This window comes from Deltaproteobacteria bacterium, assembly GCA_016875395.1.
GTDB lineage: Bacteria > Myxococcota_A > UBA9160 > UBA9160 > UBA6930 > VGRF01.
This window is the reverse complement of record VGRF01000012.1, coordinates 31,311-49,855: the sequence shown is the minus strand read 5'-3', so window position 1 is coordinate 49,855 and position 18,545 is coordinate 31,311. Positions and strand designations below refer to the sequence as shown.

Here is an 18,545-nt window from a genome sequence, read left to right as displayed (position 1 = left end):
TGGCGCCGTGATCTCTGCTGCTGAAGTACGCGCGCTCGCGAGGCTGGTCGACGAGCTCGACTACTACCAGCTGCTCGAGCTGGAGCGCGGCGCCGCGGCGTCGGCGGTGAAGCAGGCTTATTACGGCGCGTCGCGAAAGCTGCACCCCGACGCGAACCGTCACCTCACCGGCGCCGACGCGGAGGCCCTCGGGCGGATCGCGAAGCGCATCAGCGAGGCGTACCAGGTGCTGCGCGATCAGCGCCGGCGCCAGGCCTACGACGCGCAGCTCGCGAGCGGCCAGACGCGCATCGCGCTCGCCGAAGCGGAGACGCGCGCGGACAAGCAGGCCCTCGACGACTACCTCGGCAAGACGCCCAATGGCCGCCGCTTCTTCGGCCTCGCGCGGGCCGACCTCGACAAGGGCGACCTCGCCTCGGCCGCGCGGAACATGAAGATGGCGCTCACGTTCGAGCCGGGGAACGACGGGTTCAAGAAGTTCGCGGAGCAGATTCGGGTGGCGCTTCGGAATGCGCCGCCGGGACAGGTCGGGCCACCGCCGATCGGTAGGTAGGTCGGCTCTTCTTCTTCGTAACTGGGGCTCGTGCTCTCCGCGCGTTTCCTTGTGCTTCGCTCGCCTCCGCGGACTCCGGCTCGCTGCGCGCCGCGTCACGCAACGAGCGCACACCTGCTTGGGCGCTCGCGGCTTGCGGCACACATCCAGCCCGCGGTTCGTTGTCCTCGCATCTCGCCAGCTTGCGGGGCCGCTTCGCTTCCTGGTTTCTTCTGTCGCTTCTTTGCGCGAGTTGAGGTTTCCTGCGCGCTTCACTCTTCTGAGGAGCGCGCATGTCTACGGATTCTGGTGACTTCAACGAGCTGGCCGCGTCGCTCGATTCGATTCCCAAGCTCGGGGTCGAGGAAATGCGGCTGATGTTCCGGCTCGAGAACGCGGGCGAGACTTTCTACAACCTGCTCGCGGACCGCCTCGCGAACGCGCAGGCGGCGGACCTGCTGCGCAAGAACGCGCGCGAGGAGCGCGGACATGCGGAGCGGCTGCGGCGCGCGATCGCGCTGAAGCTCGGCGGCAGCTGGGAGCCCGAGGCGCGCGACCTCGCGCCCTTCGCGATCGCGCTGCCCGACGCCGTCACGGGTGAGATGCTCGCGGGCATCGTGCAAGGCGAGCTGCAAGGCGACGCGGGCTACCAGAAGTGGGCGGACGCCGAGGAGAACGCCGAGATCCAAAAGCTCTTGAGGCAGAACGGGCGCGAGGAGACGGTCCACGCTGGGCGCGTCCGTGAAGCCCTCGCGTTGCTGGGCGGGTAGGCCGGAAGCGCGAGTCCCTGAAATCGCTTCGCCTGCTGCGGCCGCCTCGCTTCTCTGGCCCGTCGCTGCTAGCCGACGCTTCGGGGCTAAGTCATCCTCGCGCCTTCCGCGAAATCTCTCGCGAATCCCAGGAGACCCCCCAATGTCAGACGCGGCCAAGAAGCCGCTCCCGGCAGTCGACTTCCTCAAGCTGCCCGAGAACGGAGATCCCTACCTCGAAGGTCACAAGTGCGGCGCTTGCGGAGCGATCTTCCTCGGCGAGCGCGAGGTGTGCTCGAAGTGCGGCACGCGCGGGAAGCTGAGCGCGACCAAGCTCGCCAACACCGGCAAGCTCTACGTCTACTCGATCGTGACGCGCTCGTTCCCCGGCGTCGCGGTTCCGTACATCTCCGCGGTCGTCGATCTCGACGGCGGCGGCACGGTGAAGGGCAACCTGATCGGGATCGATCCGAACCCGGAGAAGATCAAGTTCGGGATGCCGGTCGACGTCGTCTACAAGGACGCGCTCGGCCGCAAGGATCGCGAAGGCAACTCCTACATCTCTTACTTCTTCCAGGCGCGCGCCTAACAACAGGCGAGCAAGGAGACACTCATGAGCGACGTTTACATCGTTGGCATCGACATGCTCAAGTTCATGAAGGCCGGCACCGGTCCTTCGGTGGACGTGATGGGCTCGCAGGCGGCGCTGATGGCGCTCGACGACTGCGGCCTCAAGATCCAGCAGATGGAGGCCTTTTACTGCGGGAACCTCGGCCAGGCCTCGGCGATGGTCGGCCAGCGTATCCTCCAGCAGATCGGCCAGACCGGCATTCCGGTCGTGAACTGCGCGAACGCCTGCGCGACCGGGGCCACGGCATTCCGCGAGGCGTGGATGTCGGTGAAGGCCGGCGTGTACGACGTCGTGCTCGCGGTCGGCGTCGAGAAGATGGGCGGCGGCCTGCTCGGCGGCGCGGGTGGCGGCACGGGCATCCCGAAGGAAGGTCTGCTCGGCTCGGGCACGATGCCGGCGGTGTTCGCCGAGGCGGGCCAAGAGCACGCGCGCAAGTACGGCACGACCTTCAAGCAGTTCGCCAAGGTCTCGGTGAAGAACCACTTCCACTCGACGATGAATCCGAAGGCGACGATGCAGAAGGAGTTCAGCCTCGAAGAGGTGATGAACTCGGAGATGATCGCCTACCCGAACACCAAGTTCATGTGCTCGATCAACGTCGACGGCGCCGCGGCGGCGGTGCTGTGCAGCGAGAAGAAGGCGAAGGAGCTCGGCCTGATGGGCCGCGCGGTTCGCGTGAAGGCGAGCGTGATGGCGAGCGATCCGTGGCAGGAGCGCGACCTCGTCATGCCCGACGTGAACACCTGCACGCGCATCGCGGCGAAGAAGGCCTACGAGATGGCCGGCGTCTCCGCGAAGGACATCAACCTGGTCGAGCTGCACGACTGCTTCGCGACCGCCGAGATCCTCCACTACGAGAACCTCGGCCTGTGCGCGGACGGCGAAGCCGGCCAGATGATCGACAGCGGCGCGGTGCAGCTCGGCGGGAAGGTGCCGGTGAACGTCTCGGGCGGCCTGCTCTCGAAGGGCCATCCGCTCGGCGCGACCGGCATCGCGAACATCTACGAAGTCTCGACGCATCTGCGCGGCGAGGCGGGCAAGCGCCAGGTTCAAGGCGCGCGCCTCGGGCTCACGCACGTGATCGGCCTCGGCTCCGCGTGCGGCATTCACATCCTCGAGAAGGTGTGATCGCACGAGTGACCTGAAGCACGGGCCGGTTGGCGAGCGCCAGCCGGCCCGTCGCTTTTGCACACGGGCCGCGCGTCCAGCGCGTTGCGATGAAGTCGCCCCCGCCTACCCTGCGCGCCGTGCGCAAGCCCGCCCTACTCCTCGCATCGGTCGTTCTCGCCCTAATCACTCTGCTCGCCGGTTGCCCTGGCGAGAAGCCGAGCGCGAGCGCTCCGGCCGCAGACCCTGGCGCCGCGCAGGCCGCGCCCGCGCCCAGTGCGCAGACGCCCGCGAGCGAGCGCCGCGGGACGCCGCTGCCTGCCTTCGAGGGCATCAGCATTCAGGGCGAGCCGCTCTCGGTCTCGAAGTTCATCGGCAAGCGCACGCTCTACTGGGGCTTCAATCCCGAGCTGCCCGACGCGCGCGTGATCGCGACGGCGATGAAGGCGATCGCGGCGGAGCGCGTGCACGCGAACTTCCAGATCGTCGGCTTCGCGATGGGCTCGAACGCGGCGACGACCCAGGCGTTCCTGGCCGACAACGGCCTCGACATCACGAGCTTTCTCGACGACGGCGGCGCGTTCATCTCGAAGCTAACCCGGCAGCCGATTCCGGCGTTCGCGATCGTGGCCGACGCCGACGCGAACATGATCGGCAGCGCGAGCTACTTCCCGACCGACATCGCGGAGCCCGAGAAGGCCGTCGAGAAACAGCTGCGCGAGCTGCTGCGGCTCGAGATCACGACCGGAACGCCGCTTGCGCCCGACTTCACCGCGGATCAGTTCGAGGGCAAGGGCAAGTTCACGCTGTCGTCGCTGCGCGGGAAGCCCGTCGTGCTGATGTTCTTCCTCTACACGTGCCCGCACTGCCACGAGGCGATGGCGTTCCTGAGCGAGGAGCTGCCGAAGCTGCCCGCCGCGAAGCGGCCGAAGATCGTGCTCGTCTCGACGCATGGAAGCGAGACCGCGGTGCTCGAGGATCTGAAGAGCCGCTTCACGAGGTACGACGCGATCGTGCCCGACTACGACGTCGCGATCCGTAACAAGTATGGCGCGACGCTCGGCGTGCCCGTGCTGATCGGGATCGACGCCGCGGGCCAGATCCAGTGGCGCTCGCAGGGCTGGGCAGCGGAGCGCTACGTGCCGCTCGCGCGCATGCGGCTCGCGACACTCGCAGAAGTGCCGGCCCCGATGCTGCTCAGCCAGAGCGGCTACAGCGGCAACGACTTCTGCACCGCCTGCCACACCGAGCAGCGCGCGACCTGGGAGATGACGCAGCACGCGACGGCGCTGAACACGCTCGTGAAGCACGGCGCCGACGCGAAGGGCGAGTGCGTGACGTGCCACGTCGTCGGCTTCGGGAAGCCCGGCGGCTTCGCGATCGCGCAGCCGAACACGGAGCTCGAGAACGTCGGCTGCGAGACCTGCCACGGCCGCGGCGGCCCGCATCTCTCGCCGGGGCACGTCGCCAATGACGACTACGAGCCCGTCTGTGCGACCTGCCACACGCCCGAGCACTCACTCGGCTTCGAGTACGCCGCGTTCCTACCCCGCGTCTCGCACGCGAAGCTCGCGGCACTCTCGCCCGAGGAGAAGGCCGCGCACGTCGCCGCGCTCGGCAAGCCGCGCAGCGACCTGCTACCCGAGACCGTGGCGAAGGTGGGCAGCGAGGCCTGCGCGAGCTGTCACGCGAGCGAGACCGCGAAGTGGCAGGCGCACCCGCACGCGAGCGCGACGCCGGAAGTCGGCTGCGAAACGTGCCACGGCGGCGGCGCGGACCACGTCGCCGAAGGCGCGGCGAAGAAGGGCACGATCATCAGCCTCGCCGACAAGTGCGGCTCGTGCGCCGTCACGCAGCTGTGCGGCTCCTGCCACAGCGAGGAGAAGGAGCCGGGCTTCATCTTCGACATCAAGGCGAAGATCGAGCACCAGCGCCACAGCGATCGCCCGCTGAAGGGCCTCGTCTCGCACGACCTCCCGCCGAGCGCGGTCGCGGCGGCGATCGAAGGCGCGCTCGTGGCGGGCGGCGGGCGCTAGCGGCCGCGCCGACGCGGAGGTCCTCATGACGCGCGTGCGTGTCGCCCAGACGCTGCTGTGGCTCGCGCTAGTCGGCTGGGCCATCGGGCTCGGCGCGAAGCTCTTCGACCTGGTCGTGCTCGGGAGCGCGTGGGGCGCGAACCCACCCGAGTCGCTCGCGCTCATGCCCTACGGCGCGAAGTATCCCGTCGATCCGGGCCTCTTCTTCCAGCCGCTGAGCGCGCTGCTGCTGCTCGGCACGCTCGGCGCCGTGGTCGCAGCGTGGCGAGCGCTGGCATCGCATCGCTGCTGGCTGGTCGCGCCGCTCGCCGCGTTCGCCGTGATTTGGGCGCTCACGCCGACCGTGTATTGGCCAATGATCGAGGCGCTCCGGGTAGCGGGCGCGGGCAAGGGCGTGCGCGATGTCGTGGAGCTCCAGGCACTCGTGAGCCGCTGGATGTGGTGGGACTCTCTGCGCACGGCCCTGATCGCCGTGGGCCTGGTCGCGCTCGTGAGGCTGCTCGTGCTGATCGAGCCGCGGCGGACCCCGTAACAAGTCGAGGAATCCGATGCCCAACGTGAAGCTCGAAACCGCAGGCGGCATCGCCACCATCACGATCGATCGCGAGGAGAAACGCAACGCGCTCGACCGCGCGACGCTGCGCGAGCTCGAAGCCGCTTTCGACGACGCCGCGAAAAACACGGGCGTGCGCGCGATCGTGCTGCGCGGCGCAGGCGACAAGGTGTTCTGCGCGGGCGCCGACCTGAAGGAAGTGCTCGGCCACGCGAGCATGGACGAGAGCCGCCAGCACTTCGACGGCGTGGTGCGCGTGATGCGCGCCATGGAGCGCGCGCCGCAGCCCGTGATCGCGCGCGTGCCCGGCTTCGCGCTCGCGGGCGGCTTCGGCCTCGCGGTGGCGGCGGACCTCACGATTGCGGGCGAGAGCGCCCAGTTTGGCCTGCCCGAGATCACCCTCGGCCTGCTGCCGCTGATGGTGAGCGTCCCGATCCTGCGCGCGGTCGGCAGCCGCAAGGTGCTACTCGACCTCGTGCTCACCGGCCGCCGCGTCGCCGCATCGGAAGCGCTCACGCTCGGCATCGCGACGCGCGTGGTTCCGGATGCGCAGCTCGACGCCGCGATCGCGAAGCTGTGCGACACCTTCATCTCGTACTCGCCGTCGACGCTGCGCATGGGCAAGGAGGCCGTCTACACGATGGCTGAGATGGAGGCGCACGCGGCGCTCACCTACCTGCGCGAAGCGATCGTTCTGACGTCGCGCACCGAGGACGCGCAGGAAGGCATCGCCGCGTTCTTCGAGAAGCGGAGCCCGAAGTGGACCGGGCGCTAGAGGCCGAAGCGAAGGCGCTGCTGCAAGCCGCCCGCGCGCGGCTCGCGGAGCTGGCGGAGGAAGACTTCGCCTGGGCGCCACCACGGGGCGCGGAGCGTGCGCCCGAGGCCACATCGCCCGCGCGGCCCGAGCCACTGCGCACACCTCCCGCGAGCGAAGTCGTTACGCGCGCGCCGACCGCGGCAACTGCGCCGTCGCCTGCGCCCACCGGCGAGCGCCGCACGCTCGAGCAAGTGCAGGCGCATCTCGGCGACTGCACGCGCTGCCCGCTGCACGCGGGCCGCAACAAGATCGTCTTCGGCGACGGCAACCCCAGCGCGGAGCTGATGTTCGTGGGCGAGGGCCCCGGCGAGCAAGAAGACCTGCGCGGCCTGCCCTTCGTCGGCCGCGCGGGCGAGCTGCTCACGCAGATGATCGAGGCGGGTCTGAAGATCCCGCGCGCGAGCGTCTACATCGCGAACGTCGTGAAGTGCCGCCCGCCGAACAACCGTACGCCGCTGCCCGCCGAGGTCGCCGCCTGCCGCGAATTCCTCGACGGCCAGATCGACGCGATCCGCCCACGCGCGATCGTCGCGCTCGGCAAGCCCGCCACGAGCCTCTTGTTAGGGCGCGACGTCTCGATCACGCGCGTACGCGGCACCTGGCACGACTACCGTGGCATCCCCGTCATGCCCACCTTCCACCCCGCGTTCCTGCTGCGGCAGTACACGCCCGAGAATCGGCGGCTCGTGTGGGAGGACCTGAAGGCGGCGCTGGAGCGCAGCAAAGCCTCGGTGTGAGCTGAACGAGCGCGAGGTGTGAACCAGGTCATCGCGCTCGGGCTCGCCGCTGCACCAACGTGACGCCTCACCCAGGAGGCTCCATGGCGGCAAGGAAGGCGAAACGGCGCGCGGGTCAGCGCGGAGAAAGCACGGCGCGAGCGAAGGATCTCTACACCTATCGCGGCGGCGTGCGGGTTCCCCTCAAGAAACGGGTGGATCAGTTCGTGGCGCGCGTCTCGCCCGAACGCGCGGCGGCTGCGGGGTTCGCGAAGGCCGAGCGCGTCTCACCGCACTCGACGCGCGTGACGACGACAGCCGCGGAGCTCGACGCTGCGATGCTGCGCGCGCGCGAGCTTGCGCCCGTGCACCACGCCTACGACGAGGCCGCCACGGGGCAGGAGTTCCTGATCACGGATCGTGTGATCGTGACCTTCAAGCGCGCGCCCAGCGCGGCAGAGCTGAGCGAGTTCCTCGCGCGCTATGCGCTGATCCAGCTGAACGCCTACTCGGACCGCGAGTTTCTGCTTCAGCTCACGAACCACACGGGCATGAACCCGGTGAAGGTGGTCGTGCGGATCTCCGAGGGCGAGCCGCTCGTAGACACGATCGATCATGACCTGAACATGCGTGCGACGACGGCGCAGCTTGCGCTCCCGAGCGATCCCGCGTACCAGCGCCAGTGGCACCTCCACACGCACTCCGGGCTCGCGAACGTCGACCGGCGCTCGTGCGCGAACTGCGAAGGCGCATGGCAGCTACTCGACCACTTCGGCGACGCGCAGGTCGTCGTTGGCGTGACCGACGACGGCTGCCGGCTCGACCACGGCGACTTCAACTCGCAGGCGAAGTTCGCCGCCTGGGGTTACTTCGAGGGCAGCACGCTCGTCACGAATGGCTCGCCGAGCGCCGACGCGCAGCGGATGTACTCCCCCGGCGACAATCACGGCACCAACTGCGCGGGCGTCGTCGCTGCCGAAGTCGACGCTGCGCTCACCGTGGGAGCGGCGCCCGGCTGTCGCTTGCTGCCGATCAAGTGGGAGCTCGACGTCAACGGGTTCCTCCAAATCTCCGGCAGCAAGCTGCGTGCGGCGATCGACTTCATGGCGGACAAGGTCGACGTCATCTCGAACTCGTGGGGGAGCTCGCCGAGGGCGACGTATTCGAGCCTGGTGCTGAGTCGCGTGCGCCAGCTCGCGGTGACGGGTGGCCGCCGTGGGCGCGGCATCGTGTTCTTATGGGCGGCGGGCAACGACAACTGTCCGATCCAACACTCGGGCAGCCTGGATATCCCTTACACGAACGGCTGGAACGCTACGGCCACTCAGTGGGTCGGCGTGAGAACCGCGCGCGCGTTCGAGCACAACTTGACCACGGTGCCGGGAGTCGTGCACGTCGCCGCACTCGCCTCGACGGCGCAGCGCAGCCACTACTCGAACTACGGCACGGGCATCGGCATCTGCGCGCCTTCGAACAACTCGCACAAGTACCGGCGTGCTTCCGTGCAGGGGAGGGGAATCACGACCGCGCAGGGGACCAGCCCGACCAGTACGACTGACCTGTTCGGGGGAACCTCGAGCGCCACGCCGCTCGTCGCCGGCATCGCGGCGCTCGTGATCTCCGCGAATCCGCAGCTCACCGCGCTCGAAGTGGTCAGCGTGCTGCAGCGCACGGCGAGCAAGGATCTCGACGCGACGGCGTACGCGCGCACGCCGGCCGCGTCCTTCGATCAGAACCCGACCTGGGACATTTCCCCGGCGGCTCCATTCGCGAGCGGAGCGTTCCAGAACACGGGTCACCCCGACGGCACGTGGAGCCCCTGGTTCGGACATGGACGGGTCGACGCGATTGCTGCCGTCGCCGAGGCGATTCGGATGCGGCCACCCGCGCAGCAGGGCCTCGCTCGCGCGAGCGCTCCCGGTCGTGCGATCCCGGACAACGCGCCCGCGGGCGTGAGCGACTCGATCACGTTCAGCGAAGCGGGGCGCGTCTCGGCACTCAGTGTCTCAGTCGACATCTCACACAGCTACGTCGGCGACCTCACCATCTCCCTTCGCGCACCCAGCGGACGGAGCGTGAATCTGCAGAGCCGATCCGGCGGCAACGCAGCGAACTTGCGCAAGACGTTCTCGCTCGCGAACACGCCCGCGCTTGGCGGTGTCACGGGCGAATCCCTCGCTGGCGCGTGGACGCTACAGGTGGTCGACGCGGCGCCGGTCGACACGGGCGTGCTCAACCGCTGGGAGATCGACGCCGCGCTCGCCGAGCTTCCGGCAGTCGAGCTCGAGGACGCGCCGGGGCTCTCGATTCCCGACAACGACGCGCGCGGGATCGAGCGCAGCCTGACCGTCAACGGGGCGGGCGCGATTGGCGACGTGCGCGTGTCGCTCGACATCACGCACTCCTACATCGGCGACCTCGAGATCACGCTCGTCCCGCCCTCGAGCGCGCCGATCGTGCTCCATCAGCGAGCGGGCGGCGACGCAGACAACATCCTCGGCGTGTACGACGCCACACGAACCCCCGCGCTGGCAGCGCTGCGCGGGCAAGCGATGTCCGGCGCGTGGCGGCTGAAAGTCGCGGACCGAGCGCGCGTCGATACCGGCAAACTAAACCGTTGGTCGCTGCGCATAGATCGATGACTCCGCGCGATGCACGCCAGCGTCCCAAGACAGGATCCCCGCCGCAGCTCTTCTACAGCCCAACGTGCAGGCCCGACGACCGCGCTCGCGTCCGCCGCGTCGCCGGGCCCGTGGCTGTTCGACGATCACTTCACCGCCGCCGACCTCTACCTCGCCTCGTCGCTCGGCTTCGGCATGCGCTTCGGACTTCAGGACAAGCGCCCTGCGTTCGAGTCCTTCGTCGCGCGCGCCGAGCAGCGACCCGCGTTCCAGCGCGCACTGCGCCTCGGTGCCTAGAACCCATCTCAGAATTCCGGACCGAGCCCGGCGCGCGGATTTGGCCGGCTGGCGAGGCGCGCGAGCGAAGGCGTATCCGTCGATACTTCGAGCGAAGCGCAACGAAGCCAGACGGACAAAGACGCGCGCCCGGCGACGGGAGGAGTTTTGAGATGGGTTCTAGTCACTCTCCAGCGCCGCGCGAAAGTTCGGGTGGGCGATGCGCGCCAACGCTTCCGCCCGCGCGCGCAGCGGCAGCCCGCGCAGGCGCGCGACGCCGTACTCCGTAACGACTCGGTCCGCGAGCCAGCTCGGCACCGTCGTCGTCGCCTCGGCCGCGAGGCTGCGCACGATGCGCGAGACGCGCCCGCGCGCGGCGGTCGACGGGAATGCGAGGATGCTGCGATGCGATGCGGCGAGGCTCGCGGCGATCACGAAGTCAGGCTGACCGCCGGGACCCGAGACAAGCTCCGCGCCCACGGATTCCGCGTTCGCGGCGCCGTCGAGCGCGACCTCCACCGCGGAGTTGATCGCGACGAAGTCCGGGCACGCGGCGAGCGCCGCGGCGCCGTGCGAGATCTCGGGCGGCGCCATCTGCACGAGGGGATTGCGGTGCACCCAGTCGTAGAGGCGCCGCGAGCCGATCACCTCGCCCGCGACGAGGAAGCCCGGCGCGAACGGCTTGCGCGCGCCCGTGAGCGCGCCGCGCTCGACGAGCTCGATGCAGGCGTCGCCGATCATGCCGCCGTGCAGGCCGAGCTCGCGGTGATCGCGCAGCGCCTGCAGAATCGCGTCGGGCACCGCGCCGATGCCGAACTGCAGCGTCGCGCCGTCGGGGATCTCGCCGGCGGCATGCTTGCCGATCGCGCGCGACACGTCGTCGAGCGGCAGCGGATCGACTTCGAGAATCGGCTCGTCCGCCTCGACGAGAAAGTCGAACGCGCTGCGCGGCAGCTCGCCCGCTCCGAACGTGTACGGCATCTGCGGATTCATCTGCGCGATCACGAGCGGCGCCCCGAACACGACCGGGAGCGTGCTGCCCGTGCTCACGCCGAGGCTCACGCGACCGCCCGGCCCGGGCGTGCTCACCTGCACGAGCGCGGCGTCGCACGGGTATGCGCCGCCCGCGCTGAAGAGGCGCCCGTAGTCGGAGTAGCGGCACGGCAGGATGTCGAGCGCGCGCGGATCCGAGATCGCGCGGAGCGCGTCGCTCGCGTGCAACGACGTGATGCGAAACGGCGCGCCCGCGTGCGCGAAGGGCGCGAGGGGGCGGCGCAGGTGGCCCACGACGAGCTCGAGCGAAGTGAAGTGATCACGCAGCGCGTCGAGCTGTTCGAGCAAGCGAAACGGCGTCGAGCACGCGGCCGAGATGAACACGCGCGAGCGATCCGCAATCGCTCGCAGCGCTTCCTGCGCCAAAGCGATGCGGCCGGCGCGCTGCCGCGGCGGCGGGAGGTGCTGAGCCCAGTCGATTTGCGAAGCGCCCACGCGCGTCACGCTAGGCGAAGCGCACCGGCTCCTTCGCTTACGGCCGCTCCGGCACGCTCGCGCTCTGCTTGGCGCGGAACTCGTCGAGCTTCTTGCGCACGGCGGGGTCGCGGCCCGCGATGATCGCGCCGGCGAAGAGGCCCGCGTTCTTCGCGCCGGCCTTGCCGATCGCGAACGTGGCGACGGGGATGCCGCCGGGCATTTGCACCGTGCTGAGCAGCGCGTCGAGGCCCTGCAGCGGCGACGAGTCGATCGGCACGCCGAGCACGGGCAGCGTGGTGTGCGCGGCGGTAACCCCTGCGAGATGCGCGGCGGCGCCGGCACCGCAGATCACGACCTCGATGCCGTTCGTCTCCGCCATCGCGAGGAAGCGCGTGAGGCGCTCGGGCGTGCGGTGCGCACTGATCACGCGCACGTCGCTCTCGATCCCGAGATCCTTGAGCGCGTCCTCCGCCGCCTTCATCACGTCGTAGTCGTTCGCGCTGCCCATCAGAATCCCCACCCGCGCCGTCATCTCGATCGCTCCTTTGGTTGAGAAGGGTCGGCACTCTAGTGCATGCGAAGCGCGCAGCGAGGCAAAGCCGCGCGAAGTTCGAGCGCGGCCTCGTGCGTTGATCGCGCGCCCAGCGACGTCAACGTAGGCTTAGGGCTTGGAAGTCGGGAGATGCGATGCGCGCAGTGGTTTCACGAGCACCGGGCGAGCTCTCCGTCGAGGAGGTGCCCGAGCCGAAGCCGAGCGCGGGGCAGGCGGTGCTGCGAGTGCTCGCGTGCGGCATCTGCGGGAGCGATCTGCACCTGCATCAGCACAAGCTGCTGCCCGCCGGCGCGATCATGGGCCACGAGTTCTGCGGCGAGGTGGTGGAAGCCGCGGGCGTGCTGAAGGCGGGCGAGCGCGTGTGCGCGATCCCGAATCTCTCGTGCGGCGCGTGCGAGCGCTGTCGCGCGGGGATGGGCGCTTACTGCCAGGCGCAGACGCCGATCGGCCTCGGCGCGCCGAACGGCGCGTTCGCGGAGTACGTCGCGATCGCGGCGCACGAGGCGGTGCGCGTGCCGAGCGGCGTGAGCATCGAGCTCGCGGCGCTGACGGAGCCGCTGGCGGTGGGCGTGCACGCGCTGAACGCGAGCCGCCTGCGACGCGGCGAGCGCTGCCTCGTGGTCGGCGCGGGCCCGATCGGCCTCGCGATCGCGCTCTGGGCGCGCCATTTCGGTGCGCGCGAGGTGATCGTGTCGGAGCGCGCGGCCGGCCGCCGCGCGCTCGCGGAGAAGCTCGGCGCGACTCGCGTCGTCGACCCCGTGCGCGAGGACCTGACCAGCGTGCTCGAGCGGGTCGCGCCCGGGGGCCCCGACATCGTGTTCGAGGCGGTCGGCGCGCGGGGGCTGATCGAGGACTGCGTGAATCGCGTGCGCTTCCGCGGCCGCGTGGTCGTCGCTGGCGTGTGTGTCGGTGCGGATTCGATCACGCCGATCACCGGCGTCATGAAGGAGACGGCGCTGCAGTTCGTGCTCGCTTATGAGAAGGACGACTTCACCTACACGCTCGACATGCTCGCGCAGGAGCGCATCGACCCCGCGCCGCTGATCACGGACCGCGTCGCGCTCGACGCGGTGCCCGCGGCGTTCGAGTCGCTCGCGACACCGCAGGGGCAAGGCAAGGTGCTCGCGTGCCCCACGCTGTGATCACCGCGAAGACCGCGCTGTGCGGGATCTTCCTGCACCCCGCCGGCCACACGCGCTCGCCCGCGCTGCACAACGCGGCCTACGCCGCGCTCGGCCTCGACGCGGTGTACCTCGCCTTCGACGTCGTGCCCGGCGATCTCGCCGCGGCCATCGCAGGCGCGCGCGCGATCGGCGTCCGCCAGCTCTCCATCTCGATCCCGCACAAGGAGGCGGTTTTCCCGCTGCTGGATCGCGTCGACGAGACCGCGCGCGCGATCGGCGCGGTGAACACCGTCGTGCGCGACGGCGACGCGCTCGTCGGCAGCAACACGGATTGGCTCGGCGTCGCGCGCGCGCTCGAGCGCGAGACGGCGCTCGCCGGGAAGACCGCGGTGGTGCTCGGCGCCGGCGGCACCGCGCGCGCGGCGCTGTTCGCGCTGCGCCAGCGCGGCGCGCGCGCGATCGTGCTGAATCGCACGCCCGGCAAGGCCGAGGCGCTCGCGCGCGAGCTCGGCGCCGAGCGCGCCGGCGCGCTCGAGGAGCTCGCCGCGATTCCCCACGACGTGCTCGTCAACACGACGAGCGTCGGGCTGAAGAGCGACGCGAGCCCGGTCGCTGCTGCAGCCCTGCGCGCCGGAAGCATCGTGCTCGACGCGGTCTACGACCCGCTCGAGACGCGGCTGCTGCGAGACGCCGCGGGTCGTGGCGCGCGCGCCATCTCGGGCAAGTGGATGCTGATCGAGCAAGCGCGCGAGCAGCTGCGCGCGTGGAGCGGCGAGAACGCCCCGGGGAGCGTGATGGAGGCGGCGTTCGACCGCGCGAGCTGATTCGCCGCCCTAGAACGCGCCCTGCGTTTACGCCGCCGCCGCGAGCCGCGCTGCCATCACGGCGGCCTGCGCGAGCAGCTCCTCGGTCGTCGGCCCCTTCACCGAGGGGCAGAGCTTCTCGCGCTCGGCGGCGAGCCGGTAGACGCGCTCGCGGCTCGACAGCTCCCACAGCTCGTTGCCGCGCTCCTTCGCCCAGGTCGCATCGCGGTCGTAGCGACCGATCTGCTTGGTGAGCTTGATGCACTCGCCGCGGTGCGCCTTCTGGTTCGGACGCATCTGCCACTTCTTCGGGGGCACCGGCGCACCGTTCGGATTCGACGCGTTGTTCGGGTTGTTAGGCGTCGCAGGCGGTGTGCCCGGCGCAGGCGCCTCTGCGAACACCGGGGCGCACACGAGCACCAGCACGAGTGCCAACCAGCGCATGTCTCCCCCCGTCTTGCGCACCGCCTCTCATCGGCCAGCCGAGGCGTTGCACTGAAGCGCTGAGTGCCGGCCCGGGATGCGCGGCCGGTCGGCATGGATCCCGGCAACCCCGACTCCCGCCTCAGGAATCGGCCCAGGCAGGCCGATTCTCCGCCAGATGACCACGGACGTACTGACCGGGATCACGTGGGGGTTCGGCACCTTCGCGTTCTGCACGGCCGTGTTCAATCTCTGGGTCTTCTGGATGCGCCCGCGTGACCCCGCCCACCTCTGGCTCGGGGTGATGTCGCTCGGCGTGGTGTGGCTCTCCGGGGCCTTCGCGGCGAGTTATCAGGCCCACACGCTCGAGAGTGCGCAAGCTTGGGTCACCAGCGCGACCGTCGGGACGCTGCCGTTCGCGGTCGCGATGCAGCGCTTCAGCGAGCTGTTCGCGGGCATCCGCAACCTGGTGCTGCGCGCGGCGATCCCATACCTGGCGATCGGCGTCTGCATCGCGCTGGCTGCGCCGCAGCTCTACTTCACCGGAAACGCGATCGAGGTCCGCGCCGAGGGGCTGGTGAGTGCGTACCTCGTGCCCGAGCTGTCGCTCGCCGCAACGGTGTTCTTGGCGCCTTTCGCGATCGTGGTCGGGGTTCAGCTGCATGCGTTCCGACGTGCGGCGCCGACCATCCACGGCGGCGCCTTGATCTCCGCCGCTCTGATGGCCTTCGGCGCGTGCCTGGTGAACGACCTCTGCGTCGTGCTCGGCACGCACTGGGCGCCGTTCCTCTCGCCCCTCGGCTTCGGGCTCTTCTCGGGCGCCTTCGGGGCCGTGTTGTTGCGGCGCCTCGTGCGCTCGCAGCGCCACCTCGAGCGCAGCGCCGCCGAGCTCAACGCGCTCATCGATGCGCGCACGGAAGAGCTGCGCCGCAAAGATCTCGAGCTCGCGCACGGGGCACGCCTCTCCACGCTGGGCGCGCTCGCGGGCGGCATCGCAGCGCAGATCGAGAGCCCACTCGCTGAAGTCGCGGGCCACGTGAAGATTCTGCGCGACGCTTGGCACGCGCCATCGCGCCGCGACGCCGCGCGGGAGCCGCTGGCGCATGCGCAGCGCGGGATCGAGCGGATCCGCATCGTCGTCGCCGAGCTACTGCAGCTCGCTCGCCGAGAGCAGGGCGCTACCGGGCGCCACGACCTCGCTGCGATCGTCGCGAGGGTGCTGCCGGTCGCGAGCTACGAGCTGACTCGTCGCGCGCGACTTCACACCAGCCTCGCGAGCGCGCCGCCCGTGCACGGCGACTCCGCGATGCTCGCGCAGATCACGCTGCACCTGATCGTCGGCGCGATCCAGGCGTCGCCCGAGAGCGGCGATGGCCCGACCCCGGTGGTCTCGATCGAGACCGGCGAGCGCGAAGGCCACGCCTACCTCGCGGTAACGGACAACGGCGCGCCGCTGTCCACCGCGGCTGGAGCCGGCCTCTTCGATCCCGCGACGCGCCTCGACGGCGACTCGCGGACCGCGAGCTACGCGGTGACTCGGCAGCTGGTCGAACGCCACGGCGGCGCGTTCGCGATCGAGAGCACGGCCGCGGGCAACCGCGTGGTCGTCGAGTTCGCGCCCGTTTCGCCGGAGCCGGGCTCGTGAGCGACAACTCGGCGCTCCTCGCGTTCCCGGTGGTGGTGAGCTTGTTCGCCGCCGGCGTGAACTTCGGGATTTGGACCTACCGCCGCGCCGAAACGGTCCACTACTTCTTCGCGCTCGCCTGCCTCGCGACGGCGGTGATGTTCGTCGGGCACGGGCTGATCTACTCGGCGGACTCGCACACGGCCGCCGTCGCGGGCCGCACGGCGGTTCTCCTCACCGCGATTCCGCTGCAGTTCCTGGTCGTGCGCCTCATGGAAAAGACGATGTCGCACACGTTCCCGAAGCTCGCGATTGCGGGCGCGGGCCTTCAGTGCGCCCTCGCGCTGGCGGGTCTGATCCCCGGAGTCCTGTATGCAGAGGGCGAGCTGCTGCGCACGGCGCCCTTGATCGGCTCCTACACCGACACGGCGCTCACGGAGCTCGGACGCTGGGCGCCGTTCGCCACGGTGCTGTTGTCGATCGCCAACGGCGTCGCCCCGTTTGTCGCCGCGCCGCCGGAAGAGAAGCGGTCCGTGTTGATGGGCAACGTGGTCGGCAGCTCCATCGTGATGTCCGATGCGCTCGTGCTGGGCGGATGGGTCGATCTTCCGTACCTGTTCCCGATCCTGTTTGCCGTCACGTGCTTCGCCTTCACGGCGTCCTTGCTGATTCGCTTCGTCGAGGGCCTCGCGCAGGTCGAGTCGAGCGCGGACAACCTGCAGCGCGCGGCCGAAGCGCGTGCGCGCGAGCTGCGCGAGACCGACCTGCACCTCGCGCACGGCGCAAAGCTCGCCGCACTCGGGACGCTCGCGGCGAGCCTCGCGCACGAGATCAACAACCCTGCCGCCTTCATCCGCTCGAACCTCAACTACCTCGCGGAGCTGTCCGAGCGCCCCGACGACGACGCGGAGTTCGAAGAGGTGCTCGCCGAGACCGAGGAGGGCGTGGAGCGCCTGCGCGGGATCGTCGCCGAGCTGCGCCAGATGTCGGACCACTCGCGCGCAGGCTTCGGCGAAGTCGCGCTCAGCGAAGTCGTCGACGCCGCACTGCCGACGCTGCGCTTCGAGGCGCGCGGCGACGTGGCCCTGGAAGCGAGGCTCGCGCCCGTCCCGACCGTGCGCGGCGACCGCAACTTGTTAGGGCAAGTCGTCGCGAATCTCGTGATCAACGCGATTCACGCCGTGCGCGGCAGCGGAGCGAGCGGAGTCGTCTCGATTGCGACGTTCGCCGACGACAAGCGCGCCGTCCTCGAGGTGGCGGACAGCGGTCCCGGAGTTCCCGCCGAGCTGCGCGAGCGCATCTTCGAGCCGTTCTTCACCACCAAGGCCGCGGGCCATGGCACGGGCCTCGGCCTCGCCATGGCGCGCCAGCTCGTCGAGCGCCACGGCGGCCGCCTCACGCTCGCACCGAGCGAACGCGGCGCGCGCTTCCACGTGGAGCTGCCGCTCGCGCGCATCGTCAACGGCGGTGCGCGCTAGCGCCGCCGCTTCGCCTTCGCCTTGGGCTTCGCCTTCGCGGGCTTCTTCGCCTCGCGCGCCGGCGCCTTCTTCTTCTTGGCGGGCGCGTCCGAGAACTTGCGCTCGGGCCACCAGGGATAGGGCTGCGGGAGATCCGTCGAGACGCGGCCCTTGAACTTGGCGGGGCGCTTCTCGAGGAAGCTCGACACGCCTTCGTAGGCATCGGGCGATTGCCCGAGCGCGTGGATCATGCGCGAGTCGAGCTTGTGCGCCTCCATCGGGTGATCGGCGCCGAGCATCCGCCACAGCATCTGGCGCGCGAGCGTCACCGAGATCGCGCTGCAGTTGTCCGCGATCTCGCGCGCGAGCGCGCGCGCGGTGGGAATCAACTGGTCGTGCGGGACCACGCGCGAGACGAGCCGGCCCGCCAGCGCTTCGGCCGCGGAGAACACGCGCCCCGTCGCGACCCACTCCATCGCCTGCGCGATGCCGACCGCGCGCGTGATGAAGTACGAGCTCGCCGCTTCGGGCACGATGCCGCGGCGCGCGAACACGAAGCCGAAGCGCGCCTGATCGCTCGCGATGCGGATGTCCATCGGCAGCGTCATGGTCGAGCCGACGCCGACGGCCGGCCCGTTGATCGCGGCGATCACCGGCTTCTTGCACTCGAAGATGCGCAGCGTGAGCAGGCCGCCGCCGTCGCGATGCTCGCTCCGCGCCTCGCGGCCACTGTGGTCGAAAGTGCCGCCGCCGCCGCCGAGATCGGCGCCGGCGCAGAAGCCGCGGCCCGCGCCGGTGAAGATGATCGCCTTCACGTCGTCGTCGGCGTCCGCGTCGTCGAGCGCCGCGAGCGTGTCCATCAGCATCTGGCCGTTCAGCGCGTTCAGCCGGTCGGGCCGGTTGAACGTGATCGTCATGATGTTCTCGCTCTTGTCGACCAGGATCGTCTGATAAGTCGTCACGCGCGCTGCTCCTCGTGCGGTGGAAGGCGCGCAGCCTACGCCAGCGCCAGTCGCAATCTCCATCTCGCCGCCTACCCTGCGCCCACTTCGG

General features: G+C 70.1%; 18 protein-coding genes. 14 read left to right on the top strand and 4 right to left on the bottom strand.

The window, feature by feature from the left end; translation table 11 throughout:
- Positions 1–7: 7 nt before the first annotated feature.
- The 10 genes from FJ091_11250 (at position 8) to FJ091_11205 (ending at position 10,059) form a co-directional block, all read left to right on the top strand.
- Positions 8–553: a J domain-containing protein gene (locus FJ091_11250; protein MBM4383933.1), complete on the top strand. Its 546-nt coding sequence runs from the start codon at positions 8–10 to the stop codon at positions 551–553.
- A gap of 272 nt (positions 554–825) precedes the next feature.
- Entirely contained in the window at positions 826–1,302 is a 477-nt protein-coding gene (locus FJ091_11245) for a ferritin-like domain-containing protein (protein ID MBM4383932.1), read from the top strand.
- 142 nt (positions 1,303–1,444) lie between these two features.
- Complete coding sequence (locus FJ091_11240; GenBank protein ID MBM4383931.1) at positions 1,445–1,870, top strand: OB-fold domain-containing protein; 426 nt, start codon at positions 1,445–1,447, stop codon at positions 1,868–1,870.
- 24 nt (positions 1,871–1,894) lie between these two features.
- Positions 1,895–3,040 (top strand): thiolase family protein, encoded by a 1,146-nt coding sequence (locus tag FJ091_11235; GenBank protein ID MBM4383930.1) that lies wholly within the window; start codon positions 1,895–1,897, stop codon positions 3,038–3,040.
- Between the two features lie 119 nt (positions 3,041–3,159).
- Complete coding sequence (locus FJ091_11230) at positions 3,160–5,055, top strand: redoxin domain-containing protein (GenBank protein ID MBM4383929.1); 1,896 nt, start codon at positions 3,160–3,162, stop codon at positions 5,053–5,055.
- Positions 5,056–5,080: 25 nt separating this feature from the next.
- Positions 5,081–5,587: a DUF1772 domain-containing protein gene (locus tag FJ091_11225; GenBank protein ID MBM4383928.1), complete on the top strand. Its 507-nt coding sequence runs from the start codon at positions 5,081–5,083 to the stop codon at positions 5,585–5,587.
- Positions 5,588–5,603: 16 nt separating this feature from the next.
- Entirely contained in the window at positions 5,604–6,383 is a 780-nt protein-coding gene (locus FJ091_11220) for an enoyl-CoA hydratase/isomerase family protein (protein MBM4383927.1), read from the top strand.
- A 50-nt stretch (positions 6,384–6,433) separates the two neighbouring features.
- Positions 6,434–7,162: a uracil-DNA glycosylase gene (locus FJ091_11215; protein MBM4383926.1), complete on the top strand. Its 729-nt coding sequence runs from the start codon at positions 6,434–6,436 to the stop codon at positions 7,160–7,162.
- Positions 7,163–7,245: 83 nt separating this feature from the next.
- On the top strand, positions 7,246–9,783 hold the full coding sequence (locus FJ091_11210; protein ID MBM4383925.1) for a proprotein convertase P-domain-containing protein: 2,538 nt from the start codon (positions 7,246–7,248) through the stop codon (positions 9,781–9,783).
- A gap of 9 nt (positions 9,784–9,792) precedes the next feature.
- Positions 9,793–10,059, top strand: a complete 267-nt coding sequence (locus FJ091_11205) for a hypothetical protein (GenBank protein MBM4383924.1) — start codon at positions 9,793–9,795, stop codon at positions 10,057–10,059.
- 159 nt (positions 10,060–10,218) lie between these two features.
- Here FJ091_11205 and FJ091_11200 read toward each other — a convergent pair whose 3' ends face one another.
- Both FJ091_11200 and purE read right to left on the bottom strand, forming a co-directional pair.
- Positions 10,219–11,526, bottom strand: coding sequence for an acetyl-CoA hydrolase/transferase family protein (locus FJ091_11200; GenBank protein ID MBM4383923.1), 1,308 nt, complete (start codon positions 11,524–11,526; stop codon positions 10,219–10,221).
- Between the two features lie 37 nt (positions 11,527–11,563).
- A complete protein-coding gene (gene purE, locus FJ091_11195; protein ID MBM4383922.1) occupies positions 11,564–12,016 on the bottom strand; it encodes a 5-(carboxyamino)imidazole ribonucleotide mutase in 453 nt (150 codons plus the stop codon).
- Between the two features lie 179 nt (positions 12,017–12,195).
- On the opposite strand from purE, the gene FJ091_11190 reads away from it, so the two are divergent.
- Positions 12,196–13,203 carry an alcohol dehydrogenase catalytic domain-containing protein gene (locus FJ091_11190; protein ID MBM4383921.1) on the top strand — a complete coding sequence of 336 codons (1,008 nt, stop codon included), beginning with the start codon at positions 12,196–12,198 and terminating at the stop codon, positions 13,201–13,203.
- Complete coding sequence (locus FJ091_11185) at positions 13,188–14,009, top strand: shikimate dehydrogenase (GenBank protein ID MBM4383920.1); 822 nt, start codon at positions 13,188–13,190, stop codon at positions 14,007–14,009. The genes FJ091_11190 and FJ091_11185 overlap by 16 nt, the downstream gene beginning before the upstream one ends.
- 27 nt (positions 14,010–14,036) lie before the next feature.
- Here the strand turns inward: FJ091_11185 and FJ091_11180 are convergent, their stop codons facing one another.
- The gene (locus FJ091_11180; protein MBM4383919.1) at positions 14,037–14,432 is read right to left on the bottom strand and encodes a hypothetical protein; all 396 of its coding nucleotides are present in this window, start codon (positions 14,430–14,432) and stop codon (positions 14,037–14,039) included.
- A gap of 157 nt (positions 14,433–14,589) precedes the next feature.
- Between FJ091_11180 and FJ091_11175 the strand changes: the two genes are divergently transcribed.
- Complete coding sequence (locus tag FJ091_11175) at positions 14,590–16,056, top strand: hypothetical protein (protein ID MBM4383918.1); 1,467 nt, start codon at positions 14,590–14,592, stop codon at positions 16,054–16,056.
- On the top strand, positions 16,053–17,513 hold the full coding sequence (locus FJ091_11170) for a hypothetical protein (GenBank protein ID MBM4383917.1): 1,461 nt from the start codon (positions 16,053–16,055) through the stop codon (positions 17,511–17,513). The genes FJ091_11175 and FJ091_11170 overlap by 4 nt, the downstream gene beginning before the upstream one ends.
- Here the strand turns inward: FJ091_11170 and FJ091_11165 are convergent.
- Complete coding sequence (locus FJ091_11165; protein ID MBM4383916.1) at positions 17,510–18,517, bottom strand: crotonase/enoyl-CoA hydratase family protein; 1,008 nt, start codon at positions 18,515–18,517, stop codon at positions 17,510–17,512. The genes FJ091_11170 and FJ091_11165 overlap by 4 nt on opposite strands.
- Between the last annotated feature and the right edge of the window lie 28 nt (positions 18,518–18,545).

What these genes read in the sequence shown, in the direction of transcription:
- FJ091_11225 (MBM4383928.1), top strand. Translation starts at nt 5,081, where the DNA reads ATGACGCGCGTGCGTGTCGCCCAGACGCTGCTGTGGCTCGCGCTAGTC.
- FJ091_11205 (MBM4383924.1), top strand. Translation starts at nt 9,793, where the DNA reads ATGCACGCCAGCGTCCCAAGACAGGATCCCCGCCGCAGCTCTTCTACA.
- FJ091_11235 (MBM4383930.1), top strand. Translation starts at nt 1,895, where the DNA reads ATGAGCGACGTTTACATCGTTGGCATCGACATGCTCAAGTTCATGAAG.
- FJ091_11190 (MBM4383921.1), top strand. Translation starts at nt 12,196, where the DNA reads ATGCGCGCAGTGGTTTCACGAGCACCGGGCGAGCTCTCCGTCGAGGAG.
- FJ091_11245 (MBM4383932.1), top strand. Translation starts at nt 826, where the DNA reads ATGTCTACGGATTCTGGTGACTTCAACGAGCTGGCCGCGTCGCTCGAT.
- FJ091_11180 (MBM4383919.1), bottom strand. Translation starts at nt 14,432, where the DNA reads ATGCGCTGGTTGGCACTCGTGCTGGTGCTCGTGTGCGCCCCGGTGTTC.
- FJ091_11220 (MBM4383927.1), top strand. Translation starts at nt 5,604, where the DNA reads ATGCCCAACGTGAAGCTCGAAACCGCAGGCGGCATCGCCACCATCACG.
- FJ091_11165 (MBM4383916.1), bottom strand. Translation starts at nt 18,517, where the DNA reads ATGGAGATTGCGACTGGCGCTGGCGTAGGCTGCGCGCCTTCCACCGCA.
- FJ091_11175 (MBM4383918.1), top strand. Translation starts at nt 14,590, where the DNA reads ATGACCACGGACGTACTGACCGGGATCACGTGGGGGTTCGGCACCTTC.
- FJ091_11210 (MBM4383925.1), top strand. Translation starts at nt 7,246, where the DNA reads ATGGCGGCAAGGAAGGCGAAACGGCGCGCGGGTCAGCGCGGAGAAAGC.
- purE (MBM4383922.1), bottom strand. Translation starts at nt 12,016, where the DNA reads ATGGGCAGCGCGAACGACTACGACGTGATGAAGGCGGCGGAGGACGCG.
- FJ091_11240 (MBM4383931.1), top strand. Translation starts at nt 1,445, where the DNA reads ATGTCAGACGCGGCCAAGAAGCCGCTCCCGGCAGTCGACTTCCTCAAG.